The 13676-nt window shown below is 68.1% G+C and carries 18 protein-coding genes; 9 read left to right on the top strand and 9 right to left on the bottom strand.

The window, feature by feature from the left end; genetic code table 11:
• The first annotated feature begins 33 nt into the window (after window positions 1-33).
• The gene (locus tag ACIHAO_RS02510; RefSeq protein ID WP_396554389.1) at window positions 34-1218 is read left to right on the top strand and encodes a DNA glycosylase AlkZ-like family protein; all 1185 of its coding nucleotides are present in this window, start codon (window positions 34-36) and stop codon (window positions 1216-1218) included.
• A gap of 6 nt (window positions 1219-1224) precedes the next feature.
• On the opposite strand, the gene ACIHAO_RS02515 is transcribed toward ACIHAO_RS02510, so the two are convergent.
• The 3 genes from ACIHAO_RS02515 to ACIHAO_RS02525 form a co-directional block, all read right to left on the bottom strand.
• A complete protein-coding gene (locus ACIHAO_RS02515; RefSeq protein WP_396554390.1) occupies window positions 1225-2502 on the bottom strand; it encodes a M14 family metallopeptidase in 1278 nt (425 codons plus the stop codon).
• Between the two features lie 94 nt (window positions 2503-2596).
• Entirely contained in the window at window positions 2597-3238 is a 642-nt protein-coding gene (locus ACIHAO_RS02520; protein ID WP_396554391.1) for a pyridoxal 5'-phosphate synthase, read from the bottom strand.
• Window positions 3238-3957 (bottom strand): hypothetical protein, encoded by a 720-nt coding sequence (locus tag ACIHAO_RS02525; RefSeq protein ID WP_125781814.1) that lies wholly within the window; start codon window positions 3955-3957, stop codon window positions 3238-3240. Before ACIHAO_RS02525 ends, ACIHAO_RS02520 begins: the two co-directional genes overlap by 1 nt.
• A gap of 100 nt (window positions 3958-4057) precedes the next feature.
• Here ACIHAO_RS02525 and ACIHAO_RS02530 point away from each other — a divergent pair, with 100 nt between their 5' ends.
• Both ACIHAO_RS02530 and ACIHAO_RS02535 read left to right on the top strand, forming a co-directional pair.
• Window positions 4058-4582: a DUF2020 domain-containing protein gene (locus tag ACIHAO_RS02530; RefSeq protein ID WP_396554392.1), complete on the top strand. Its 525-nt coding sequence runs from the start codon at window positions 4058-4060 to the stop codon at window positions 4580-4582.
• Window positions 4583-4749: 167 nt separating this feature from the next.
• Entirely contained in the window at window positions 4750-5202 is a 453-nt protein-coding gene (locus ACIHAO_RS02535; RefSeq protein WP_396554393.1) for a DUF6918 family protein, read from the top strand.
• A gap of 302 nt (window positions 5203-5504) precedes the next feature.
• Here the strand turns inward: ACIHAO_RS02535 and ACIHAO_RS02540 are convergent, their stop codons facing one another.
• Window positions 5505-6215, bottom strand: coding sequence for a hypothetical protein (locus tag ACIHAO_RS02540; RefSeq protein ID WP_396554394.1), 711 nt, complete (start codon window positions 6213-6215; stop codon window positions 5505-5507).
• An 89-nt stretch (window positions 6216-6304) separates the two neighbouring features.
• Here ACIHAO_RS02540 and ACIHAO_RS02545 point away from each other — a divergent pair, with 89 nt between their 5' ends.
• The 3 genes from ACIHAO_RS02545 to ACIHAO_RS02555 all read left to right on the top strand — a co-directional run bounded on the left by ACIHAO_RS02545 (window position 6305) and on the right by ACIHAO_RS02555 (window position 8471).
• Window positions 6305-6865, top strand: a complete 561-nt coding sequence (locus tag ACIHAO_RS02545) for a peptidylprolyl isomerase (protein WP_396554395.1) — start codon at window positions 6305-6307, stop codon at window positions 6863-6865.
• A gap of 54 nt (window positions 6866-6919) precedes the next feature.
• Entirely contained in the window at window positions 6920-7882 is a 963-nt protein-coding gene (locus tag ACIHAO_RS02550) for a rhomboid family intramembrane serine protease (RefSeq protein WP_396554396.1), read from the top strand.
• A gap of 100 nt (window positions 7883-7982) precedes the next feature.
• Entirely contained in the window at window positions 7983-8471 is a 489-nt protein-coding gene (locus tag ACIHAO_RS02555) for a hypothetical protein (protein ID WP_396554397.1), read from the top strand.
• On the opposite strand, the gene ACIHAO_RS02560 is transcribed toward ACIHAO_RS02555, so the two are convergent.
• Both ACIHAO_RS02560 and crgA read right to left on the bottom strand, forming a co-directional pair.
• Window positions 8456-8833, bottom strand: a complete 378-nt coding sequence (locus tag ACIHAO_RS02560; RefSeq protein WP_396554398.1) for a PH domain-containing protein — start codon at window positions 8831-8833, stop codon at window positions 8456-8458. The genes ACIHAO_RS02555 and ACIHAO_RS02560 overlap by 16 nt on opposite strands.
• Before the next feature lie 118 nt (window positions 8834-8951).
• Complete coding sequence (gene crgA / locus ACIHAO_RS02565) at window positions 8952-9218, bottom strand: cell division protein CrgA (protein WP_101613637.1); 267 nt, start codon at window positions 9216-9218, stop codon at window positions 8952-8954.
• A gap of 390 nt (window positions 9219-9608) precedes the next feature.
• Here crgA and ACIHAO_RS02570 point away from each other — a divergent pair, with 390 nt between their 5' ends.
• The 3 genes from ACIHAO_RS02570 to ACIHAO_RS02580 are packed head-to-tail and all read left to right on the top strand — an operon-like array spanning window position 9609 to window position 11664.
• Window positions 9609-10535 (top strand): class E sortase, encoded by a 927-nt coding sequence (locus tag ACIHAO_RS02570; RefSeq protein WP_396554399.1) that lies wholly within the window; start codon window positions 9609-9611, stop codon window positions 10533-10535.
• A complete protein-coding gene (locus tag ACIHAO_RS02575; protein ID WP_125781595.1) occupies window positions 10535-10690 on the top strand; it encodes a hypothetical protein in 156 nt (51 codons plus the stop codon). The genes ACIHAO_RS02570 and ACIHAO_RS02575 overlap by 1 nt, the downstream gene beginning before the upstream one ends.
• Before the next feature lie 2 nt (window positions 10691-10692).
• Window positions 10693-11664 (top strand): LLM class flavin-dependent oxidoreductase, encoded by a 972-nt coding sequence (locus tag ACIHAO_RS02580; RefSeq protein WP_396554400.1) that lies wholly within the window; start codon window positions 10693-10695, stop codon window positions 11662-11664.
• A 3-nt stretch (window positions 11665-11667) separates the two neighbouring features.
• Here the strand turns inward: ACIHAO_RS02580 and ACIHAO_RS02585 are convergent, their stop codons facing one another.
• The 3 genes from ACIHAO_RS02585 to ACIHAO_RS02595 form a co-directional block, all read right to left on the bottom strand.
• A complete protein-coding gene (locus tag ACIHAO_RS02585; RefSeq protein ID WP_396554401.1) occupies window positions 11668-12060 on the bottom strand; it encodes an SCO5389 family protein in 393 nt (130 codons plus the stop codon).
• A gap of 110 nt (window positions 12061-12170) precedes the next feature.
• Entirely contained in the window at window positions 12171-12905 is a 735-nt protein-coding gene (locus ACIHAO_RS02590) for an ABC transporter permease (RefSeq protein ID WP_396554402.1), read from the bottom strand.
• A gap of 15 nt (window positions 12906-12920) precedes the next feature.
• Window positions 12921-13631, bottom strand: coding sequence for an ABC transporter ATP-binding protein (locus ACIHAO_RS02595; protein ID WP_396554403.1), 711 nt, complete (start codon window positions 13629-13631; stop codon window positions 12921-12923).
• Window positions 13632-13676 lie beyond the last annotated feature (45 nt).

Raw genomic sequence — 13676 nt, forward strand, 5'->3', positions numbered from 1 at the left:
GCCAGGCCGCGGGGTGCCGCCTACCGTGGAGTCATGGCGACCGACAAGCTGCGCGCGTGGTGGGCACATCGGCAAGGTCTCGACGGCTCGCTGCGCGGGGCGTCGCCGGCCGAGGTGCTGGAGCGGACCGGCTGGATGCGCTCGGTCGGCGGTTCGGCGCCCTATCTCGGGCTGTTCGCCAGGGCCCGTCTCGATCGCGAGACGGTCGACGCGGACGTCGCGCGGCTCGCCATCCACGAACTGCCGTCGGCGCGGGGCTGCGCCTACGTCCTGCCGTCGGCGGATTTCGAACTCGGGCTGACCGTCGGCGCCGGTGCGCCCGCCGGTGAACTCGCGGCCGCGGAGAAGTACCTGGGTGTCACGCAGGCCGAGATCGAGCAGTTGTGCGTCACCGTCGCCGATCTGCTCGACGCGTCCACCGAACCGCTCGGCCCGGCCGCGATCAAGGAAGCCGCCGGATCGGCGGTGCGCAACCTCGGGGAAGCCGGCCGCAAACGCGGCACCACCACGACGTTGCCGCTCGCGCTCGGCCTGCTCCAGGCCCGCGGCGACATCCGCCGCGTCCCGGTCAACGGGCGGCTGGACCAGCAGAGTTACGGCTACGTCCGCTGGACACCGTCGCCGCGTGGCGGACTGTCCGATATGGACACCGCACGGACCGAACTGGCCAGGCGGTACTTCTCGTGGGCGGCCCCGGCGTCACTCAAGCATTTCCGCTGGTTCTCCGGTTTCACGGCGGCCAGTGCCAGGAAGATCGTGGAACAGCTGGACCTCGTGCCGCTCGACGGCACCGATCTCTTGCTGCCCAAGGAAATCGCCGACGAGTTCGCCGCGTTCACCGTGCCGCCGGAGCCGTCGTACGCGCTGCTCGCCGGCATCGACGGCATCCACCTGCTGCACCGTGAGATGTCGCGGCTGCTCGACGACGCCGACGTCGAACGTCCGGTGCCCGGTGGCCGCGCGGGGGAGACGCTGGGCGGGCAGGCGGATCCGCCAAGTCACGTCATCGTCGACCGAGGCCGTATCGCCGGTTTGTGGGAGTTCGACACCGAAACGAACAAGATCGTCCACCGGTTCTTCGGCGACGAGGACGCCGCGCTGCGCCAGACGATCGCGGAGACCGAAGAGTTCGTCCGCGACCGGCTGGGCGACGCCCGGAGCTTCAGCTTGGATTCGCCGAAGAGCCGGGCGTCGCGAGTGGCCGATCTCAGGAACTGAGCGGGGTCAGGCTCCCGCCTCGGCGATGAGGATGTCGACGGCCTTGTCGTTGCGGGCCGTCTGCTCCGGGATCACCGAAGCGGGCGGGTAGAAGCCGTCGATTCCGCCGTCCTTCGGGTACATCTCGAAGGTGTAGCTGAGGATCTTGTGCTTGCCCCACGCCCAGTCGTTGACGTCGCCGTCGGTGACGTACAGATCGCTCGACTGCTCCGGCGTGTAACCGTTGGTGGCGGCCATCTTCTTGCCGACGTCGGCGAAGCGCTTCGCTTCTTCCTCGCTCAGGCCCGTGTCGGTGTCGGCCTTGGTGTAGCCGTACGGCCAGAGCACCAGTTCCGAGAAGGTGTGGAAGTCGATGTGCGTTTTGATCTGCTGCGCGCCGCCGACCACGCGGGAGTTCATGAACTCCGCGACGGCCTTGGTCTCCGGCTCGGAGAACGCCGACGGACCGTGGTAGTCCTCGGCGGACGGGCTGTTGCTCGACCCGCCGCAGCAGTTCCACTTGTAGTCCCAGTTGCGGTTCGGGTCGGTGCCGACCGCGCTGCTGCCCGGCACGGGTTTGCGCGTCTTGCGCCAGCCCTGGTACTCGCCGCCGGTGATGTCGTATTCGGAGCCGTCCGGGTTGACGTTCGGGATCACGTGGATCTCGTGCTCGTCGACCATCTTCTTGATGGCGGGGTCGGACGCGTAGCCGCTGGTGAACCGCTGCACGATCCGCAGGCACATCTCGGTGGTGAGGTGTTCGCGCGCGTGCTGGTTGCAGGTGAACAGCACTTCGGGCTCGTTCTCGTCCGTGCCCGCGTTGTCGCTGATCTTCAGCAGGTTCAGCTCGCGGCCCTCGTAGGACTTGCCGACGCTGGACAGCGTCGCGATGTCTCCATGGTCCTTCGCGGCCTTCTGCAGCTCCGCGGTCGTTTCGGCGTAGGTGTGGTACGCCTCGTCGCCCGGCGGGAAGTCACCCGCGACGGCCGCGGTGCCCGCCCGGCCGCTCCGCTGCTTGAGCATGCTGTCGAAGTCACCGAGCGGCTTCAGGCCGAAGCCGTTCGCGCGCAGGCTCGCGGCCTGGCCGGGCGTGGCGACGACGGTCAGCGCGCCGCCGCGCGAGCCCGCGACGTCGACACCGGTGCGGGCGACCTCGGTGCGTTCGTCGGGGGTGGACGCGCCTTCCACCGAGTACAGCCCTCTCGCCGGGTCGCCGGTCTGGGCGCTCGCGACGGGCGTCGTGACGGCCAGCAGGGCGAGCCCTGTGGCGGCCAAGGCGCCCCCGATGCGACGGCGTGTGGACATTTCGCCTCCGAACGATCTGGGGACAAGGTGGCGTTCACCGTCGCCGAAGTGAATCATCCACGACAACCCGACGATCGTCGTTCCCAGTTACCGTTTACGGCCAGAGGCGGTCTTTGTGCCAGGTCCCGTTCTCACGCCGGTAGCGGAGCCGCCGGTGCCGCCGGTCGTGGCTCGCCTGCCAGAACTCCACTTCGGACGGCGTCACCAGATACCGCGTCCAGCTTTCCGGTGCCACGCCGGGATTCTCCTCGACCCACCGCTCCGCTTCCGCGGCCGCGCGGTCGAGATCGGCCGGATCTTCGAGCACCTGTGACTGCCTGCCGATGAACGCCTCCACCCGCGACGCCGGCGGCCGGGCGGTGAAATCGGCCGCGGACACCTCGGGATCGGCGAGCGAGACCGGGCCGCGCAGGCGGACCTGACGGCCTCGCCCCGGCCAGAAGAAGGTCAGCGCGGCGAACGGATTCTTCGCCAGCTGAACACCTTTCGGGCTTTCGGAACTCGTCGCGACCGCCCAGGTGTCCCCGTCGACGTCCTTGAGGATCACGACCCGCGCGTCCGGCACGCCGTCAGAGTCCACTGTGGACAGAGTGACGGCGTGGGGCGCCAGGACGTGCTCTCCCGCTTCGGTGAGCCACTCCAGGAAAAGCTCGCGCGGGGTCGCCGGTGCCGCCTCGGTGTCGAACTCCGGCAGTTCTTCGGGGAACGACGGCCAGCCGCGCAACGTGCGGCTCATCAGTACCCCGGCGGACGCTGCGGCGGATAACCGGGCGCGGGCGGCGGATAGTGCGGCGGATGCTGACCCGGCGGCGGACCCTGTGCGGGCGGCGGCCCGACCGGGTACTGCGGCGGCGGGGGCTGCTGGGGCTGCCAGCCGGGCGGCGGCTGCTGACCGGGCGGCGGCATCGGCGGACCCGGCGGCATCGGCGGCTGCTGGCCCTGCGACTGCGCCCACTGCACCTGCTGATAGACCTCGCCCGGCTGCGGGAAACAGAACGTCAGCTTCGCGTTCACCGAACCCTGGACCGCCGCGCCCCACAACTTCCCGCCGACGAACGCGTACATCTGCGCCGCCGAAACATCGACGGCCACCATGCGCGTCTCGCCGCCGAACTGGTTGCCGGACTTCGCCGACGCGGCCTGCGCGGCGTCCGGATACACGCGGTCACCGATCAGCCCGGCGATCACCACCGAAGCGGCCGTCCAGCCGACCGTGCCCATCACGTTCGCGCGCGCGTGCTGCGTCGCCAGCCCGGTGAAGTCGTACAACGCGGGCGCGGTCACCTCCGGGATCGCCGCGGCGACCACGCAGTAGTTCATCGTCGACATCATCACGGATTCGGTGAACAGGCCCACGACGGCCGTGCTCGGACCGATCTGGACGGTGTTCAGCCTGCCCCCGCTGCGCTGGATACGCTCTGCCACCGCACCCAGGTACTGCTCCTTGGTGAGCACCGATGCCTCCCGAAGATTCCTCACGCGGCGCCATCGTCGCACGAACAGGGCGGATGGTCGCACCGGCGCGGCGATCCGATCTGCTTCACTGGACGCCACTATGCGACGTCTTCTGATCTTGCCGCTCGCCGTGCCGCTCCTGGCGGCCTGCGGGCCGACGGAACAGCCGCCGTCCGCGGCGAGCTCGCCGGCGCCGTCGATGACCGCGGCGCCCAGCATCCCGCCCGCCCCGGAACCCACCGGCAAAGGCCCCTGCCCGTACCTGGGCACCGAGTTCGTCTCGGACGCCAACGGGCAGAAGGTCTCCAAGGTCAAAACCTCGGCGGATCAGCCGCATCCGACCTGTTTCTTCTACGCGCTCAGCGGGAAACTGCAGCTCACGGTGCGCGTGTACGTCGGAGAACCCGCGGTGGCCAAGGCACTCGTGGATCAGGCGGCACCCATCGACACCTCCAACCCCGCCGACGAACCGGCGGGCTGGAAGGGCGGCTACCAACCGACCGGAGAAGGCGCCGTTTACGCCGTTTCGAAGGCCGGGAACGCGGTAGTCGTGACCACCAACCAGAAGCAGAGCATCAAGGCACGTACGGTGGCGAAGGAGGCTATCGGTGAGCTGCAGCTCTAGGTAGTGGTATCCACACGTCAGAGTGAAGTTGATCTTGTACTACCCTGTGCCGCACGCGCGACGGTTCGCGGGACCAGCGCAACGCCGGATCCGGCGGAGGCCGCCTTGCGGTGTGGCTCGGCGGCACAAAAGATCATTTCTCCCCATAAGACAAAAGGACAGGTTTCGTGGCTGACACCCTCAAGGAAATCTTGCTCGACTCCAGCCGTCGCCCGGCTGTCGTAAGCGACTTCGAAAGCCTCGTCGACGCCGAGGTCTCGGACAAGGGCGGCGTTTCGGGTGCCGTCGTGAAGACCGGCTTCGCCGCCGTCAAGAAGATCAAGCCGGGCATCATCCCCGCCGCCGTCGACACCCTGCTCGACGACTTCACCGGTGCCCTCGAGCCCTTCTACGGCGACTACAAGGCCAAGGGCGGCAACGACTTCGGCGCCTACCTGGTCAGCCGCAGCGACGAGGCCTCCGACGCGCTCCTGTCGGTCACCGACTCCCGCGCCGACAAGAGCAGCCGCGACAGCATCAAGAAGGTCTACTCGAAGCTGCGCCCGAACGGCAAGAAGAACGTCGAGGAGGCCCTTCCCCGCCTCGGCCAGCTGATCGACAAGCACGCTGCTGCTGTTTAATCGCGCGCAGCGCGATCTGATCGCGCGCTGACGTAAAAGCGCCGAAGGGGCGTCGATCCGCTTCAACGTCAAGTTGAGCGGGGAGGCGCCCCTTCATCGCGTTTACGTGGGCCTTCGGCCCGAAAGAGGGCGCGCGACTGGTGAAGTCTCGCCGTCGCGCTGGCGCGCTTCCGGCGAGACGAGTCCGCCGGTGCTGTTGTTGGGCGCGTTGATCTTCGGCACCAAGACATGAGAGGGCCGTCCAGTGACCTTGGCGGTCGCTGGACGGCCCTTCGTGACAAGCAGAAGACGGGTGTGAGGCGTCAGTTCTTCTTGTCGGCGGTGCTCGGAGCCTGGTGCCCGTTCTTAGGGGTGCCGGGCTTCGGAGCCGCGGGCTTCACCGGAGCCGGACCGGAAGCGGCGGGCTTCGCGGGGGCCGGAGGCTTCGGAGCAGCCGCGGCCGGAGCGGCCGGCTTCGCGGGCGGAGCGGGAGGAGCAGGCGGAGCCTTCGGCGGCGCGGGCGCGACCGGCGGCTCCTGCTTGGAACGCAGGGCGTAGGCGGCACCGGCACCGACGACCGCGATACCGATCACCCACGGCCAGCGGCGACGCTTGCGCGTCCCCTTGGCGGCGGACTTCGCCTCGACGAGCGCGGCCCTGAAGTCCTTCTTCGCCGCCTTGAAGTCCTTCTTCCCCCGGCGCTTGGACTCACCGGCGGACTTCGCGGCCAGGATGGCGGCCTTGCGTGCCTTGCGGCCCGGCTTCCGCATCTCGGAAATCCTGGCCAGCGCCTCCTTGCGAGCCGCCTTCGAGCTCCGCTTGAGCTCCTTGCGGGTCAGTTCCGTCTTCTTCGCGAGCTTCTTGCGCGCGCGACGGCTGGTCTTAGCGATCTCACCGGCGCTCTCGGAGAGCTTCTGCTCGGCTACCTCTACGGCGTGGGCGGTGGCTTCCTTACCCGCCTCGACGGCACGTTTGCGCAGGCCGAGCGCGCCGGCCTTCGCCGACTCGCTCACCGAATCTGCGGCCCGGGTCATGGCCTTCACCTCATCAATCGTTTTGATTCTGCTTCGTTGCTTGTAACCTATCGTGCCCCTTTTCCCCAGATCTTGCCGCAGATGGCACGATGAAGCTCGTGACTGAAAGCAAGGGATCCCTCATTGGTGGCGCGCTGAAGGCCACTCTGCACACCAACCAGGGTGACATCAACCTGAACCTGTTCCCCGACCACGCGCCGAAAACGGTCGCGAACTTCGTCGGGCTCGCCGAGGGCAGCAAGGAGTACACCCAGCCCAACGCGCAGGGCGCCAACTCGGGCCCGTTCTACGACGGGTCGATCTTCCACCGCGTCATCGACGGCTTCATGCTCCAGGGCGGCGACCCGACCGGCACCGGCCGCGGCGGCCCCGGCTACAAGTTCGGCGACGAGTTCCACCCGGAGCTCCAGTTCTCCAAGCCGTACCTGCTGGCCATGGCCAACGCCGGACCCGGCACCAACGGTTCGCAGTTCTTCATCACCGTCGCGCCGACGACGCACCTGAACTTCAAGCACACCATCTTCGGCGAGGTCGCGGACCAGGCTTCCCGCGACGTCGTCGACGCGATCGGCCGCACCGCGACCGGTCCCGCCGACCGTCCGCTGCAGGACATCGTCATCGAGAAGGTCAGCATCAGCCGCGAAGGCTGACACAACGCTGATCACACGGCCTGATACGGGGGATTTCGGTAGGTTGGTGGCATCGTGAGCCAACCACCGAATCCCCAGTACCAGCAGGCCGCCATGCCCGGCTGCTGGTGGCATCCGAACCGGCCGACCGGGCTGAGCTGTGCACGCTGCGAGCGTCCGGCCTGCCCGGATTGCCTGCGCGAAGCCTCCGTCGGCTTCCACTGCACCGACTGCATCCAGGCGGGCCGCCAGCAGGACCGCGTCCAGCAGAAGCAGTACCGCGACGCGGGCTTCGGCGCGACCACCCTCGCCGGCGCCCAGCCGGTCCGCACGGCTGTCGTGACGCCGGTGCTCCTGGCGCTCAACGTCATCATCTTCTTCATCACCGTCGCCCAGTCCGGCAGCATCGCGGACAACAACTTCTCCGCGCTCTTCCAGCTCGGTGAGCTGGCGAATCCGCCGACGCTCGCGAACAACGAGTGGTGGCGCGTCTTCACCTCGGGCTTCCTGCAGTACGGCCTGCTGCACATCGCGAGCAACGCCTTCTCGCTGTGGTTCGTGGGCCGCCCGCTGGAGACCGCGCTCGGGCGCGTGCCGTTCACCGCGCTCTACTTCGTGTCGATGCTCGGCGGCTCGGCCGCGAACCTGGTCTTCACGGACCTCGACGCCGTCCCGGTGGTCGGTGCCTCCGGCGCCATCTTCGGGCTCATCGGCGCGTACACGGTCATCGTCATCAAGCTCCGGCTCAACCCGACCTGGCTGCTGGTCATCCTCGGGCTGAACATCTTCATCACCTTCCAGGTGCCGGGTATCTCGGTCCTCGCCCACGCGGGTGGTTTCGCCGCCGGTCTGCTGGCGACGTTCGCCCTGCTGTACGCCCCGGAGAAGAACCGGCTGGGCTGGCAGATCGGCGGCATGGCGATCGTCGTGGTGGCGATGGCCGGGCTCATCGTCTGGAAGGACGCGCAGACGGTGTCCGCCGCGTACTGCCAGCTCACCTCGTTCCAGGGCCGGACCGCGTACCTCTGCTACCGGTAGTAGGCGCGTTTCCACCGAGTGGGTTATGCGATTACCCGGTGGAGAAGCAACAAGGTTGGGTACCTTCAGGTTGATCATCGACATCAACTTGGGGGTTGAAATGAAGATCCGGAAAGCCGCGGCTCTCGCCGCCGTCGCCGTGCTGGCTTCGGCGCTCGCACCGTCGGTCGCTCAGGCCGATCAGGCCGCTGAAACCTGTCAGACCTACACCAAACGCTATTTCCTCGGCTCGGGCAGCACGATCACGCTGCGTGTCGCCTACGTCGATGCGGCGTTGAAAATCTGCTTCGGGGATCCCGGCGTGACTTCGGCGGTGGCGACGCAGACCGTCGGCACCACCGGGCCGGGTGCGGCCAGCGGCTGGGAGATCACCGCCGGTCCGGCCGTGGTGGAAGACCAGCGGCCACGGCACGTCAAGGCGAAGTTCAGCGGTTCGCTGCGGACCTGCGTCGTCAAGATCAACCCGATCTGCTCGCCGGCCTCGCCGTACGAGATCTTCGGGGAGTACGCGCCGCCCGCGGTGGGACCGGCCGTTCCGGGCTGGTCGCACGGCCCGAACGGCGACGTCCACTACTACGACAACGCCTGACCCTTGAGGGCGGTGAGGACGTCCAGGACGTCCCTGGGGTCCTCGCCGAGGTCGATCCGGCCGAACACCAGCAGGTGTTCGCCGGATTCGACCTCGAGGGTCAGGCTGTCCCGGCCGAGCCGACGCGTCGTGCGCAGCCGCAGTCGCGCTTCGGTCCAGGAATAGCGGTGCGCGCCGCCGACGGTCCTGGCCAGGATTCCGCCGGGACCGGCCGCCAGGCGGGGACGGATCAAGGTGCCGTGGAGGGCGAGCGCGCCCGTGGAGAGCATGGCCATCCCCGTCAGCACGGTGCCGCCGACGTCGCCGTCGACGGCCAGCCACAGCGCGCCTGCCAGCAACGACAGGGTGATCACCCAGGCCACTACCACAACGTTCCGCTGTGGCGCCCACGAGGTGGGGTAGTTATCCACAGGGGTTATCCACACTGGGGATGAGTCACACCGGTGTAATTAGGCGTCAAGCCGCCATCCGGGGTAATGCTCACCGCCACCGCATCGTCATGAGCAACCCGGCGATCATCAGCACGAAGCCGATGGCGAAGTTCGTGTTGCCCAGATCCGCCATGAAGGGGATCTTGTCGCCCGCGATGTAGTTGACGACCAGCCACATCAGGCCGACCAGCATGAGACCGAACATCACGATCTTGTAGAACAGGTTCGACGGGCCCGCGGCCTTGACCTTCACCGGCGTGCGGCGGTCGGTCGGCGGGGTGTACGCCGTCTTCTTACGGACCTTGGACTTCGGCATCGTGTTCCTCGCGTACTGTTCGGCTTCCCTGGTGGCGATGACCCGCTTTCGGGTGCGCAACCAGCGCCACGTGCACACGTTAACGTAAACGAGCGCCGCTGGGCACCGTCCGGGACCGGTCGATTTCCCGCACTGTGACAATGGTGTCACACACGGTTCGACACTGTGCTGGTTCGACAGGTGCTGGTTCGACACTGCGGCTTGGTTCGAGACTGAGGAGCTTGCGTGGCTGAGCGGGAAGAGCCGGGCGGGGACCGACGGCGGTACTCCCCACGACCCCCCGGTGGAGGCGGCCAGGCCCCCCGGCGTAGGCCGGACGAGGGTCGCGCCCCTGGAGAGGCGCCCACGCCGCGACGGAGGCCGCCGGAAGGTCCGCCGCCGCGCCGCCGGATGGACGGGCCGCCACCGCGCCGTCGTCCCGCGCCGCCGCCGGGATCGACCGAAGAGACCGTCATGTTCGAACCGGTCGGCGGAGGCACCGCGACCGAGGAACGCCCGCCGCCGCGTGAGCTCGGCAAGGGCGGCGTCGCCATCCGGTCCGTGGGCGAACTGCTCATCACCGCCGGTCTCGTGGTGCTGCTGTTCATGGTCTACGAGGTCTACGTGACCGACCTGTTCTCCGCGGGCAAGCAGTCCGAGGCGAGTTCGGAACTGGACGGCGACTGGTCGAAGGACCGGCAACTGCACCCCGACCTCGTCGACGGGAAGGCGTTCGCCAGGATCCACATCCCGGTGTTCGGCGCCGACTTCAACTTCACCATCCAGGAAGGCACCACCGAGGCCGCGCTCGAAGTCGGCCCCGGCCACTACAAGGGCACCGCGCTGCCGGGCGAGCCGGGCAACTTCGCCATCGCCGGCCACCGGGTCGGCAAGGGCGCGCCGTTCAACGACCTGGACAACCTCAGCTCGTGCGACCAGATCATCATCGAGACCCAGACCGACTTCTACATCTACAAGGTGCTGCCCTACAAGGACGAGGTCGAGGGCTGGGCCGCGGGCAAGGGCGCCGACCCGAAGTGCAAGAACGTCGGGACGCTGCGTGACCCGAACGCCGTCGACGGCGGCGCCTACGGCGAGACCAACGGCCGCCGCATCGTGTTCCCGAGCAAGGGCGAAACGGTGAACCCGGTGCCGTACAAGGACCCGGAGATCCTGCCGAAGGCCGAGCAGGTCTCGCTGCTCACGCTGACGACCTGTCACCCGAAGTTCTCGGCGAAGGAACGGCTCATCATCCACGCGGTGCTGGCCCAGCAGGTGCCGAAGAACCAGGTCGGCTCCTACGCCGAACTCCTGCCCAAGATCTCGGAGGCGCGCTGATGTACGGCTGGATCTGGCGCAAGCTGCCGGGCCCCTTCGCGGTGAAGCTCGCGACGGCGGTCGTACTGGCTCTAGGGGTCGTGGCGCTGCTGATGTTCGTCGTCTTCCCGTGGCTGGAACCGAGGCTGTGGTTCAACGAAGTGAGCGTCCAGTAGGCGTGCGGTTCGGCGTCTTCCTTGTCTCCGGGCGGTTTCCCGGGCAGGAGGACGCCGATGTCCTGCGCCGGTCGGTCGACGCCGCCGTCGCCGCCGAGCGGGCCGGATTCGACGACGTGTGGTTCGCCGAGCACCACTTCATGCCGTACGGCGTTTGCCCGTCCGCCATCACCCTCGCCGCGCACGTCCTCGGCCGCACCGAGCGGATCGCGGTCGGCACCGCGGTGAGTGTGCTGTCGGTCGCGCATCCGGTGGCGCTCGCCGAACAGTGGTCGCTGCTCGACGCGGTTTCCGGCGGACGGCTGCGGATCGGCGTCGGCAGGGGCGGGCCGTGGCAGGACCTCGAGGTCTTCGGCACCGGCGCGTTCCGCTACGAAACGGGCTTCGAAGAGAGCCTCGACCTGTTGCTCGCGGCGATGACGTCGGAGACCGTCTCGGCGGGCGGCGACCACTTCAAGTTCCGTGAGGTGCCGATGGTGCCGCGGCCCGAGCGTGCTCCGCGTCTGGTCGTGGCCTGCGGCGATGCCGGTTCGCGCGCGGTCCGGCTCGCCGCAGATCGCGGGCTGCCGATGTTGCTCGGCCTGCACGCCGGCGACGACGTCAAGATCGAAACGCTTGCCGCGTACGGGGATTCCACCGCCGAGCACATCTCGACGGTGATGTGCCAGGTCGGGGACGACGCGCTGGACGTCGTGCGGTCCGCGTTGCCGGGTTCCCTGAAGGAGGGCTTCGCCGGGCACGTGTACCTCGACGGCAAACGCGGGCTGGACAAGGATCCGGTGTCCTACACCGACAAGCTGTGCGAAATGCACCCGATCGGCGGCGTGGAGTACTGCGTCGACCGGCTGGGAACGAGCATCCGGCGTACCGGGGTCTCCCACGTGATCATGATGGTGGAAGCGTCCGGTACGCCGGAGGGAACGCTCGAGAACATCGCGCGGATCGGCGCCGAAGTGCTGCCCGCGCTGCGTTAAGCGTCAGCAGTCACGCAGTTCCGGGCTCTGGTTCAGCAGCTGTCCGCGCACCGAGACGAACGCGCGGTAGCGGTCACTGTCCACTTGGGACGGTTTGAAGGCGGCGACCCGGTGGCAGTTCTGGAACGCCAGTTTGACGCCGAAATGCCGTTCCAGTCCGCCGCGGATGGAGTCCGAGGCCAGCGCCCGCAGCAGCTGCCCGCGTTCGGCCTCGCTCGGCGGCGGCGTCTCGTTGTCGGCGAACCCGTCGGCCGCGCCATCGGCCTCCGCGATGACACCGGTGATCACGGTCCAGGCGTAGGGCAGGGACTCCCGGACACAGGCGACGAATTCGGCGTCGGAGACCTCCCCGCGCTCGGCCTTCTCCAGCAGCGCGGGCGATACATCCAGAGACATCGAACCTCCGAGGGAAGCACAGTGAACGTGGGCCGTCTTCCTGACTACTCACCCGCGGGCCAAGCCACAAGAGAAAACGATCATCATCACCACTTTGGCGGAAGCCGTCGTCACTCCCAGCGAAAGAGCTTCGCCGCCACGACACAACTGCCCACCGCGAAAGCCGCCAGAACGGCGAGTTGCAGCGGCTGGGCGCCCGTGCCGGTCCAGGCGTCTTCGAGGGCTTTGACGCCCGGCGGGATGTACGCGCCGAGGTCCCGGATGGCCTCCGGAAGCAACGGACGCGGCAGCCAGACGCCGCCGAGGAACATGACCGGGACGTAGGCGATCATCGCGATCCCTCCCGCGGCGCGGCTGGTCTTGGCGACCGCCGCGGCGATCAGGCCGAGACCGAAGATCGCGATCGTGCCGAGGACGAACGTCAGCAGGAAGCCGAGCGGGTGACGCGGGCTGGGAACGTCGAAGACGACGCCCGCCGTCACCAGGAGGATGCCGACCCCGCCGATCGTCACGGTGACGTTGATGATCAGCTGTGCCACCAGCAGCTGGACCGGGTGCACCGGCGTGGTGGCGTAGCGGCGGAGGATGCCCTGTTCGCGGTAGGACGCGATGATCCCGGGAATCGATTGCAGGCCCATCATGGCCATGGTGAGCACGATCATCGACGGGACCCAGGCGTCCAGGAAGCGCATGCCCGTCGTCGTCCCGCTTTCCGCGCGGATGCCGGGGATCACCCCGAGCACGGCCGTGATGGCCGTCGGCAACACGAGTCCGCCGATGACGAAGCCCGGCGTGCGGAGGGCGAGTTTCGTTTCGGTGAGAGTGATCTTGGCGAGGGTGTTCATTTTTCGTCTCCTCGATCAGTCGCGGCCGGTCAGGGACACGAAGGCTTCGTCCAAAGTCGATTTACCGGCGCGGTCACGGAGTTCGCCGGGGGTGCCGGTGGCGACCACTCGCCCGGCGTCGAAGATCGCGAGGCGGTCGCAAAGGCGCTCGGCCTCGTCCATGAAGTGCGTGACGAGAAGGACGGTGACGCCGGCGTCGCGGACGGTCTCGACGAGCTTCCAGGTGTCGCGGCGGGCGTGCGGGTCCAGGCCGGTGGTGAGCTCGTCGAGGACGGCGACCTCGGGGCGGCCGACCAGCGCGAGCGCGATCGAAACACGCTGCTTCTGCCCGCCGGAGAGCTTGCCGAAGTACTGGTTCCGCTGCCCGGTGAGACCGAGTTTCGCGAGCAGGTCGCCGGTGTCGGCGGGGTTCGCGTAGAAGGACGCGTAGAGGTCGAGCGCCTCATGGACCTTGATCTTGTCCGGAAGGCTGCTCTCTTGGAGCTGCGAGCCGAGGCGCTGCCGGAGGGCGCCGTGGTCCTTGCCGGGGTCGAGGCCGAGGACCGACATGGTGCCGGAGTCCGGCGAGCGCAATCCCTGGAGGCATTCGACGGTGGTGGTCTTGCCCGCGCCGTTGGTCCCGAGGATCCCGAAGATCTCGCCCTGTTCCACGTGGAACGAAACGTCGTCGACCGCGACGCGCTCCCCGTACGTCTTGCGGAGGTTGGTGACTTCGATGAGTGGCATGCGAAAAACGTTATGGCGCAAGGGACTTGGCCAGAATGGTGCTGA

This window comes from Amycolatopsis sp. NPDC052450 (genome assembly GCF_044547565.1).
GTDB lineage: Bacteria > Actinomycetota > Actinomycetes > Mycobacteriales > Pseudonocardiaceae > Amycolatopsis.

Coding starts and splice junctions, on each gene's coding strand:
- ACIHAO_RS02530 (WP_396554392.1), top strand. CDS start 4,058: ATGCGACGTCTTCTGATCTTGCCGCTCGCCGTGCCGCTCCTGGCGGCC.
- ACIHAO_RS02585 (WP_396554401.1), bottom strand. CDS start 12,060: ATGTCTCTGGATGTATCGCCCGCGCTGCTGGAGAAGGCCGAGCGCGGG.
- ACIHAO_RS02515 (WP_396554390.1), bottom strand. CDS start 2,502: ATGTCCACACGCCGTCGCATCGGGGGCGCCTTGGCCGCCACAGGGCTC.
- ACIHAO_RS02570 (WP_396554399.1), top strand. CDS start 9,609: ATGGACGGGCCGCCACCGCGCCGTCGTCCCGCGCCGCCGCCGGGATCG.
- crgA (WP_101613637.1), bottom strand. CDS start 9,218: ATGCCGAAGTCCAAGGTCCGTAAGAAGACGGCGTACACCCCGCCGACC.
- ACIHAO_RS02540 (WP_396554394.1), bottom strand. CDS start 6,215: ATGACCCGGGCCGCAGATTCGGTGAGCGAGTCGGCGAAGGCCGGCGCG.
- ACIHAO_RS02545 (WP_396554395.1), top strand. CDS start 6,305: ATGAAGCTCGTGACTGAAAGCAAGGGATCCCTCATTGGTGGCGCGCTG.
- ACIHAO_RS02510 (WP_396554389.1), top strand. CDS start 34: ATGGCGACCGACAAGCTGCGCGCGTGGTGGGCACATCGGCAAGGTCTC.
- ACIHAO_RS02555 (WP_396554397.1), top strand. CDS start 7,983: ATGAAGATCCGGAAAGCCGCGGCTCTCGCCGCCGTCGCCGTGCTGGCT.
- ACIHAO_RS02575 (WP_125781595.1), top strand. CDS start 10,535: ATGTACGGCTGGATCTGGCGCAAGCTGCCGGGCCCCTTCGCGGTGAAG.
- ACIHAO_RS02590 (WP_396554402.1), bottom strand. CDS start 12,905: ATGAACACCCTCGCCAAGATCACTCTCACCGAAACGAAACTCGCCCTC.
- ACIHAO_RS02595 (WP_396554403.1), bottom strand. CDS start 13,631: ATGCCACTCATCGAAGTCACCAACCTCCGCAAGACGTACGGGGAGCGC.
- ACIHAO_RS02520 (WP_396554391.1), bottom strand. CDS start 3,238: ATGAGCCGCACGTTGCGCGGCTGGCCGTCGTTCCCCGAAGAACTGCCG.